The organism is Caulobacter sp. (assembly GCF_035254145.1).
In the GTDB taxonomy this organism is placed as follows: domain Bacteria; phylum Pseudomonadota; class Alphaproteobacteria; order Caulobacterales; family Caulobacteraceae; genus Caulobacter.
In genome coordinates this window covers 1-8,383 of the sequence record NZ_DATFAV010000305.1, presented here as the reverse complement: position 1 = coordinate 8,383, position 8,383 = coordinate 1, and the positions used below count along the sequence as shown (strand labels likewise).

Below are 8,383 nucleotides of genomic sequence, written 5' to 3'. Positions count from 1 at the left end.
AAGGTCCGCGCCAGCGCCCTGCGCAAGCTGTCGATGGCGGCCATGGCGGGCATGCTGAGCGAGGACGACGACGAGGCGGCTTGATTCCCTCTCCCGCAAGGGGAGAAGGGACGCTAAACTTCTTCCTCCACCGCCTTCTTCAGCCGGCTGAGCATCGCCGCCGCATAGGCCGCATAAGGTCCGATCCAGCGTTCGTGGATCGCGTGCACGGGCAGGGCGTCCAGGTGGTTCCAGCGCTCGCGCCCGCGCCGCTCGGCCACGACCAGGCCCGCCGCTTCCAGCACCGAGAGGTGCTGCATAACCGTGCAGCGATCCAACTCCGGAAACAGGGCGCACAGACTGCCGGTCGTCAGCGGTTCGACCTTCAACAGATCCAGGATCCGCCGCCGGACCCGGTGGCCCAGGGCCTTGAAGATCAGGTCGGCTTCGTCCTCGTTTGACATGTTATAATTTTATAACATATGGTCCGCGCCAGCAAGCGAGGAGAGTGTTCCATGGCGCACGAATTCACCGTCAGCGGCCGGATCGCCAAGCCCGTGACCGAGGTCTTCGAGGCCGTGGCCGATCCGAAGAAGTTGTCCGGCTACTTCACCACCGGCGGGGCGAAGGGGCGGCTGGAGACCGGCGCGACCGTCACCTGGGACTTCCACGATTTCCCCGGCGCCTTTCCGGTGGAGGTGGTCGAGGTCCTGCAAAACCAGAAGATCGTCCTGCGCTGGGGCTCGCCCACCGGCGATACGACCACCGTCACCATGACCTTCGCCGACACCGGCGACGGCCGCACCCTGGTGACGATCCACGAGACAGGCTGGCGCGACACGCCCGAGGGCGAGAAGGCCGCCTTTGGCAATTGCGAGGGCTGGACCGGCATGCTGTGCGCGATGAAGGTCTTCGTCGAGCACGGGATCAACCTGCGGCAGGGCTTCTACAAGTAACCTGCGCAAGACGCCCCCTACGCAAGACGCGCCCCGCCGTGGTAGTCAGGGCTCTGTAGATTTCCCGGGGTAGTCCGCGTCCATGCCGTCCCAGCTCCAGTCGCCCGAGGTCCAGGCCTTCGCCACCGGCTTTCCGGTCACCCTGCTGCACGCTGGCGTAACCCTGGTGATGCTGATCCTGGGCACGGCGCTCTATGCGCTGATGACGCCCCACAAGGAGATCACCCTGATCCGCGAGGGCAATTCCGCCGCCGCCCTGTCGCTGGGCGGGGTGATGGTGGGCCTGGCCATTCCGCTGGCCATCTCGCTGACGGCCTCGACCTCGGTGATCGAGATCATGATCTGGGGCGCGGCGACCATCGCCGTCCAGTTGCTGGTCTTCCGCTGCACGGACATGGTGCTCAAGGGCCTGCCCGAACGCATCCACGAGGGCGAGATCTCGGCCGCCGCCCTGCTGGTCGGCGCCAAGCTGGCCACCGCCCTGATCCTGGCCGCCGCGGTGGCGGGCTGATCGAGCGAGGCGCGGGGGCTTTCCGGTGCATTTTCCCAAGCTTCCAGACTGGTTGGTCTACGCCGCGGCGGTCAGCGCCCTGGTGATCGTGGCCGTGGGCCGGCAGGAGCGCTCGGACGCTCCGCCGCCGCCGCCGCCGGTTCCGGGCGAGGAAGGGCTGCCGCTGGGGCCGTCCTCGCCGTTCGACCCGTCGATCGTCGTCCAGGTGCCCGACCGGCCCGAGCCGGGCTCGGGCACGGCCTTCTCGGTCGGCGACGACGGTGTCTGGCTGACCGCCCGCCACGTGGTCGACGGCTGCAAGCAGGCGGCCATCGTGGTGGCCGACGGACGCGGCGTGGCCGCCCGGGTCCATGTCGATCCGCGCGCCGACGCGGCGATCCTGACCACCGAGGGCGGCGCTCCGGCCGTGCCGCTGGGCGTCGATCAGCCGCTGCGCCGAGGCGCGCGCGCCTATCATCCCGGGTTCCCGCAAGGCCATCCGGGCGAGGCCGCCTCGCGCCTGCTGGGCCGCGAGAACCTGGTGGTGCATGGCCGCGGCGCGCGCACCGAGCCGGTGTTGGTCTGGGCCGAGGTCGGCCGCACCGACACCTTGAAGGGCACCCTGTCGGGTCTCTCCGGGGCGCCCGCCCTGGACGCCGCCGGGCGGGTGATCGGGGTCACCGTGGCCGAGTCCCCGCGTCGGGGCCGCATCTACACGACCGCGCCGGAGACCTTGAAGACCGTGCTCGGCCCGCGTCGCCGTCCCGCGCCTTCGGAATTCGCGCCCGGCGAGCCGATCACGACCGAAAACTACGGCCGGGTCGCCGACGGCCTGCGCCGCGACCTGCGCGTGGCCCAGGTGGTGTGCTTGCGGGTCTAGACCGAGGGGGAAATCCTCCCCCTAGCGCGGGAGGCGGTCGCGTAGCGACCGGAGGGGGAAGTCCTGCCGAGCCGGCCTCTCCCCTCTCCGTCGGCTGCGCCGACACCTCTCCCATGGGGAGAGGATTTAAGGCGTCGCCGCCTCGGCCGGCTTCTGCCGCGCGGCGACCAGGAACGACAGCACGATCGCCACCACGCCGATCAGCGCCGTGTAGATGAAGAACGCCGTATAGCCCGCCGCCATGGCCGGGGCGCCGACGCCCAGCTTGGCGCCGGCGGCGGTGAAGCTCTCGGGCGGCAGGCGGGTGAACAAGCCCTTCAACAGGCCGATCGGGCCGCCGTGCTCGGCCGCCTGGGCCGAGGCCTCGACGATGCGGCCCGACTGCGAGGCGATCAGTTTGCCGGGCAGGGCGTAGAGCGACGAGAACAGGGCGTATTGCGTGGCCGTGAAGCCCGCCGTGGTCAGGCTGGACATGTAGGCGATCAGCGCCGTGCCGGCGACGCCGCCGGCGATGTTGTCCAGGCAGATCGAGGCGAACAGCATCGGGATGTTGTGGCCGCTCATGGCCAGCAGGGCGAACATCAGATTGCTGAGCGGCTGGGCGAAGGCGCCGATGACCAGCGCCTTCATCAGGCCCAGCCGCGCGACGATCACCCCACCCAGGAACACCCCCGCCATCGAGGCGATGATGCCGAACACCTTCCGGATCTCGGCGATCTCGGTCAGGGAGAAGCCCATGTCCCGGTAGAACGGGTTCATGATGTTCAGCACGAAGTCCGAGACGCGGTAGACGCAGATCGCCGCCAGGATCAGGCCGGCGATCCCTTCGAAGCGGGTCAGGAACTCCTTCAGCGGCGAACCCAGCGCTGTCGACAGATAGACGCCGGGCTTGGTCGGGACCTTGGGGATCGGCCAGGCCGCCAGGATCACGATGGCCAGGCCGGCCAGCACGCCGGCCAGTTGCAGCCAGACGCCGTTCGGCTTGGCGCTCCAGGCTTCGGCCAGGGCCTCGTTCCCGACCAGCTTGGACAGCAGGGCGGCGTCGCCCGACAGGCCAGAGCCGACCAGCAGCGCCCCGACCAGCAGGATGGCCAGGCGCGCCAGCCATTCGGCGATCTCCAGCGCCTTGGACTGGCGCACGCCCTCGGTGTGGATCGGTCGGATGGCGTGGGCGGCTTCGCGCGGGGCGGCCAGGACCGAGATCACCCCGACCGCCATCGCGCCGGCCATCGCCAGGTAGGAGATGTTCCAGCCGAACCGTTCGGCCAGCAGCAGGGGCACGGCGCCGGCCATGATCATCGCGCCGCGATAACCCCACTGTACGGCCACCGCCATCTGGCCCTGGCGCTCGGTGTCGACCACCTCGATGCGCCAGGCGTCGATGACGATGTCCTGGGTGGCGGTGGCGAAGCCGACGATCACGGCCGCCAGGGCCATCAGCGGCAGGTTGGCGGCCGGATTGATGGCCGAGATCGCCGTTAGGCCCAGGATGATCGTCGCCTGGCAGACCAGCATCCATGCCCGCCGGTGGCCCAGCAGGCCATGCAGCACCGGAACCTTGGCGCGGTCGATCAGCGGCGCCCACAGGAACTTGAACGAGAACGACAGGGTCGCCAGGCTGAAGAAGCCGATCACCGCCAGCGACAGACCCGCATCGCGCAGCCACAGCGACAGGGTGTCGAAGATCAGCATGTAGGGAAGGCCGGACGCGAAGCCGAGGCCCAGCATCACCAGGCTGCGCCGTTCGCCAAAGAAGGCCAGGGTCTGGAGAAGGGTTTTCTTCTCGGGCGCGGCCTTGGCGTCGGCGGGCTTGGTCATCGCGGCGATCCCCTGTCCGGGGACCGCCCCGGATTAGCCGGCGACCTTGGCGCGCGTCGCGGTTTTCGTCCAGCCGCCGCCCGTTGCGCCTGGGGTCGTCCAGCGGGTCAGGACGTCTCGGAGGGCCTCCTGGGTCAGGGGCTTGACCAGGAAGTCGTCCATGCCGGCGGCCAGGCAGGCGCGCTTGTCCTCGTCGAAGGCGTCGGCGGTCAGGGCCGCGATCGGGGCGGTGACGCCCTTGGCGCGCAGGGCGCGGGCGGCTTCCACGCCCGACAGGCCCGGCATCCGCTGGTCCATCAGGATCAGGTCGTAGGCCCCGGAGACGGCGGCGGCCACCGCCTGCTCGCCATCGGCGACGCGGTCGACCTTGCAGCCTTCGCGCTCGAGCAGGGTGCGGGCCAGCAGGGCGTTGATCGGATTGTCCTCGGCCAGCAGCACGCGCACGCCGTGGGCGATGGCGCCGGCGATCCGGTCGTCGTCGTGGTGGCGGGCGTCCTGGCGCGGCGCGGCCTCGGCGGCGTCGGCCTGCAGCACCTGCTCGACCAGCGACGCCGCGCGCAACGGCTTGATTAGATAGCCGCTGAAGCCGGCGGCCTTCAGCTTGTCGATGTCGTCGCGCTGGGCGGGGGTCAGCAGCACGACGGCCTTGCGGCCGGCGGGCGCCTTGAGGGTTCCGCGCGGACCCGCCAGGGCGGCGTCGATCAGCAGCACCGCGTCGGCCGGCGCGCCGGCCAGGGCCGAGGTGACGTCGACGGCGGCGAAGGCGCGGCCGCCCGCCGCCTCGATCTGGCGCGCGGTGGCGACCCGGACGATGGCGTTGGGCGAGACGACGGCGACGCCGCGACCGGCCAGCGGCGCGGCGCGGGGCGCGGGTCCGGCCAGCTGGAAGGGGGCCTCGAACCAGAACTCGGCGCCGTGTCCCAGCTCGCCGCCGACCCCGACCTCGCCGCCCATGGCCGCGGCCAGGCGCGAGACGATGGCCAGGCCAAGCCCCGCCCCGCCCAGCTGAGTGCTGTGGGTGATGTCCGTCTGGACGAAGGCGTCGAAGATGCGGGCGCGGGCGTCGGGCGCGACGCCGGGGCCGGTGTCGGCCACCGAAAAGCGCAGCCGGCCGTCCTCCGCCGCGGAGGCCGACAGCAGCACCCCGCCCGCCTCGGTGAACTTGACGGCGTTGCCGGTGAAATTCAGCAGGATCTGCCGCAACCGGCCCTCGTCGGCCCGGATGACCGGCAGGGGAGCCGACAGGGCCCAGGCGATCTCGACGCCCTTCTCGTGGGCGCGCGGGCTCATCAGCTCGGCCACCTGCCGCAGCAGGCCCTCGACATCGACCGGCGCGATGGAGAGCTCGATGGAAGCCGCGCCCAGGCGGGCGAAGTGCAGGACGTCGTTGACCAGCGACAGCAGATGGTCGCCGCTTTCGCGCAGGGCGGTGACATAGGCGCGCTGCTCGGCGGTCAGCTTGGTGTTCTCGAGCAGCCGCGCCATCCCCAGCACGCCGTTCAGCGGCGTGCGGAATTCATGGCTCAGGGTGGCCAGTTGCTCGGGCGTGACGCCGGGTCTTTGGTCGCTCATGAGACACGACCCTAACCGGCGCAACTTAACGGGTGGTCAAGCCGGCGCGACCTCTTCGCCGGGCGTCGTGGTGCGCCGATAGGCTAGGGCCTCGGCCACGTGGACGCGCCGCACGGTCTCGGCGCTTTCCAGGTCGGCGATGGTGCGCGCCAGGCGCAGGACCCGCGTCCAGCCGCGGGCGCTGATGCGGCCGGCCTCGGCGGCGCGGGCCAGCAAGGCGCGCCCGGGCTCGTCCAGGTCGGTGATCCTCTCCAGGAAGGCGCCCTCGGCCCGACCGTTCAGCCCGTCGGCCGCGCCATGGGCGTCGGCGCGCTCCTGCTGCAGGCGCCGGGCGCGGGCCACTCGCGCGGCCGCCTCGGCCGAGCCCTCGGCGGGCGGGGGCAGGGAGAGGTCGGCGGCGGTCACGGCGGGCATGTCGACGGCCAGGTCGATGCGGTCCATCAGAGGCCCCGACACCCGACCCTGGTAATCCTTCTGGCAACGCGGAGCCTTGCCGCAGGCCCCTCGACCGGCGCCGCCGTGGCCGCAGCGGCACGGGTTCATGGCGGCCACAAGCTGCACCCGGGCCGGATAGCGGACGTGGGCGTTGGCGCGGGCGACCATCACCTCGCCGGTCTCCAGTGGCGCGCGCAGGCTGTCCAGCGCCTGGACCCCGAACTCGGGCAGTTCATCCAGGAACAGCACCCCGTTATGGGCCAGCGACACCTCGCCCGGCTTGGCGCGATGGCCGCCGCCGGTGAGCGCGGCCATGCTGGCGCTATGGTGAGGGCTGCGAAACGGCCGGGCCCGGCTCAGCGTGCCGCGCGCGATCAGCCCGGCCACCGAATGGACCATCGAGGTCTCCAGCAACTCGGTCGAGGTCAGGGGCGGCAGGAGGCCGGGCAGGCGCTGGGCCAGCATCGACTTTCCCGACCCCGGCGGGCCGACGAACAGCAGGTTGTGGCCGCCGGCCGCGGCGATCTCCAGGGCGCGCTTGGCGTGCTCCTGGCCCTTGACGTCGCGCAGGTCTTTCGGCCGCTCGCCCTCGACGATCGGGCCGGGCGTCGGCGCGGAAAGGATCTGGCTGCCCCGGAAGTGATTGATCAGCGAGACCAGGGAGCGCGGCGCCAGGATTCGAGTCCCGCCGGCCCAGGCCGCCTCGGGTCCGGACGCCTCGGGGCAGATCAGCCCCAGGTCCATGGCCCCGGCCGCCATGGCCGCGGGCAGGGCGCCGGCGGCCGGCACGATGCGTCCGTCCAAGGAAAGCTCGCCCATCGCCGCCCAGCCGTCGAGGGCGTCCAGCGGAATGACCCCCAGCGCCGCCATCACCGCCAGGGCGATCGGCAGGTCGAAATGGGTCCCTTCCTTGGGCATGTCGGCCGGCGCCAGGTTGGCGACGATGCGCTTGCCGGGCAGCGACAGGCCAAGACCGGCGAAGGCACCGCGCACCCGCTCGCGGCTTTCGGCCACGGCCTTGTCGGCCAGACCCACGACCACGAAAGCGTGGTGGCCGGTGGTCAGCTGGACCTCGACGTCGATACGTCGGGCCTCCACACCTTCGAACGCCACCGTGACGACCCTGGCCGCCATATCCGCGCCTCATGGAAAATCAAAGTTTATCCACAAGTTGCAGCATAGCTCTTGGGTCGTAGCAAGAACGAAAAACGAACGTTTCGGGAAAATCAGAGAGTTACCCAAAATTACCCACGGGCGCGGCGAATGTCCTCGATGCGATCCCAAAGTACAGCCGCCGCGTTCACGCCGCTGAATCGCTGCAGCTGTTGCGCGCCGGTCGGCGATGTAACGTTGATTTCCGTCAGGTACTCGCCAATGACGTCAATGCCGACAAAGATCAGTCCACGGCGCTTTAGCTCGGGGCCGATGATGGCGCAGAGCTCCTTGTCGCGCGCGGTCAGCTCGACCGCTTCGGCGCGGCCGCCGACCCGCAGGTTCGAGCGCACCTGGCCCTCGGCTGGCACCCGGTTGATGGCGCCGACGGGCTCGCCGTCGACCAGCAGGACGCGCTTGTCGCCCTTGCTGACGGCGGGCACGAACTTCTGGGCGATGACCTGCTCGCGGCCGATCATGGCGTGCAGCTCCAGGAGGGCGTCGAGGTTGGGGTCGTCGGCCAGCAGCCGCGCCACGCCCGAGCCGCCGCCGCCGTAGAGGGGCTTGAGCACGATGTCGCCGTGGCGGGCGCGGAAGTCGTAGATCGCCTCGTGGTCGCTGGTGATCAGGGTCGGCGGCTGGACGCCGGGGAAGTCGGTGACGAACAGCTTTTCCGGCGCGTTGCGAACCTCGGCCGGATTGTTCACGACCAGGGTGTGGGGATGCACCTTCTCCAGGAAGTGGGTGGCGGTGATGTAGGCCATGTCGAACGGCGGATCCTGGCGCATCAGCACCACGTCGACGTCGTCCTTCATGTCCAGCAGCATGGGCTCGCCCAGCCTGGCGTGGGCGCCCTTCTCGGCGAAGACCTCCAGGGACTGGGCGCGGGCGAAGACCCGGCCGTCCTCCAGCGACAGCTTGTCAGGGGTGTAGAACCACAGCTTATGGCCCCGGCTCTGGGCCTCCATCATCATCAGGAAGGTCGTGTCGGTGTCGATGTTGATCCCCAGGACGGGATCCATCTGGACGGCGACTCGCAGCGACATGGGGGCTCCTGGGGTTTTCCGGGCGTCTGGCGTGACGGCTTAGTTAGGCGTTCTT

At 70.4% G+C, this 8,383-nt stretch carries 9 protein-coding genes; 4 read left to right on the top strand and 5 right to left on the bottom strand.

The window, feature by feature from the left end:
- Positions 1-84: hypothetical protein (locus VJ655_RS18365; RefSeq protein WP_324113588.1), on the top strand; the 84-nt coding region annotated here is incomplete at its 5' end.
- A 29-nt stretch (positions 85-113) separates the two neighbouring features.
- Here VJ655_RS18365 and VJ655_RS18360 read toward each other — a convergent pair.
- Positions 114-443, bottom strand: coding sequence for an ArsR/SmtB family transcription factor (locus VJ655_RS18360; protein ID WP_324113586.1), 330 nt, complete (start codon positions 441-443; stop codon positions 114-116).
- A 51-nt stretch (positions 444-494) separates the two neighbouring features.
- Between VJ655_RS18360 and VJ655_RS18355 the strand changes: the two genes are divergently transcribed.
- The 3 genes from VJ655_RS18355 (at position 495) to VJ655_RS18345 (ending at position 2,305) form a co-directional block, all read left to right on the top strand.
- Positions 495-935 carry an SRPBCC domain-containing protein gene (locus VJ655_RS18355; RefSeq protein ID WP_324113584.1) on the top strand — a complete coding sequence of 147 codons (441 nt, stop codon included), beginning with the start codon at positions 495-497 and terminating at the stop codon, positions 933-935.
- A gap of 82 nt (positions 936-1,017) precedes the next feature.
- Positions 1,018-1,446, top strand: a complete 429-nt coding sequence (locus tag VJ655_RS18350) for a DUF350 domain-containing protein (protein ID WP_324113582.1) — start codon at positions 1,018-1,020, stop codon at positions 1,444-1,446.
- A gap of 25 nt (positions 1,447-1,471) precedes the next feature.
- Positions 1,472-2,305, top strand: coding sequence for a serine protease (locus VJ655_RS18345; protein WP_324113580.1), 834 nt, complete (start codon positions 1,472-1,474; stop codon positions 2,303-2,305).
- Positions 2,306-2,431: 126 nt separating this feature from the next.
- Here the strand turns inward: VJ655_RS18345 and VJ655_RS18340 are convergent, their stop codons facing one another.
- The 4 genes from VJ655_RS18340 to gshB form a co-directional block, all read right to left on the bottom strand.
- Positions 2,432-4,123, bottom strand: a complete 1,692-nt coding sequence (locus tag VJ655_RS18340) for an AmpG family muropeptide MFS transporter (protein WP_324113578.1) — start codon at positions 4,121-4,123, stop codon at positions 2,432-2,434.
- A gap of 33 nt (positions 4,124-4,156) precedes the next feature.
- Entirely contained in the window at positions 4,157-5,695 is a 1,539-nt protein-coding gene (locus VJ655_RS18335) for a response regulator (RefSeq protein WP_324113576.1), read from the bottom strand.
- 36 nt (positions 5,696-5,731) lie between these two features.
- Positions 5,732-7,264: a YifB family Mg chelatase-like AAA ATPase gene (locus tag VJ655_RS18330; protein ID WP_324113574.1), complete on the bottom strand. Its 1,533-nt coding sequence runs from the start codon at positions 7,262-7,264 to the stop codon at positions 5,732-5,734.
- A gap of 110 nt (positions 7,265-7,374) precedes the next feature.
- Positions 7,375-8,328: a glutathione synthase gene (gshB, locus tag VJ655_RS18325; RefSeq protein WP_324113572.1), complete on the bottom strand. Its 954-nt coding sequence runs from the start codon at positions 8,326-8,328 to the stop codon at positions 7,375-7,377.
- Between the last annotated feature and the right edge of the window lie 55 nt (positions 8,329-8,383).

Coding starts and splice junctions, on each gene's coding strand:
- gshB (WP_324113572.1), bottom strand. CDS start 8,328: ATGTCGCTGCGAGTCGCCGTCCAGATGGATCCCGTCCTGGGGATCAAC.
- VJ655_RS18335 (WP_324113576.1), bottom strand. CDS start 5,695: ATGAGCGACCAAAGACCCGGCGTCACGCCCGAGCAACTGGCCACCCTG.
- VJ655_RS18350 (WP_324113582.1), top strand. CDS start 1,018: ATGCCGTCCCAGCTCCAGTCGCCCGAGGTCCAGGCCTTCGCCACCGGC.
- VJ655_RS18360 (WP_324113586.1), bottom strand. CDS start 443: ATGTCAAACGAGGACGAAGCCGACCTGATCTTCAAGGCCCTGGGCCAC.
- VJ655_RS18355 (WP_324113584.1), top strand. CDS start 495: ATGGCGCACGAATTCACCGTCAGCGGCCGGATCGCCAAGCCCGTGACC.
- VJ655_RS18330 (WP_324113574.1), bottom strand. CDS start 7,264: ATGGCGGCCAGGGTCGTCACGGTGGCGTTCGAAGGTGTGGAGGCCCGA.
- VJ655_RS18340 (WP_324113578.1), bottom strand. CDS start 4,123: ATGACCAAGCCCGCCGACGCCAAGGCCGCGCCCGAGAAGAAAACCCTT.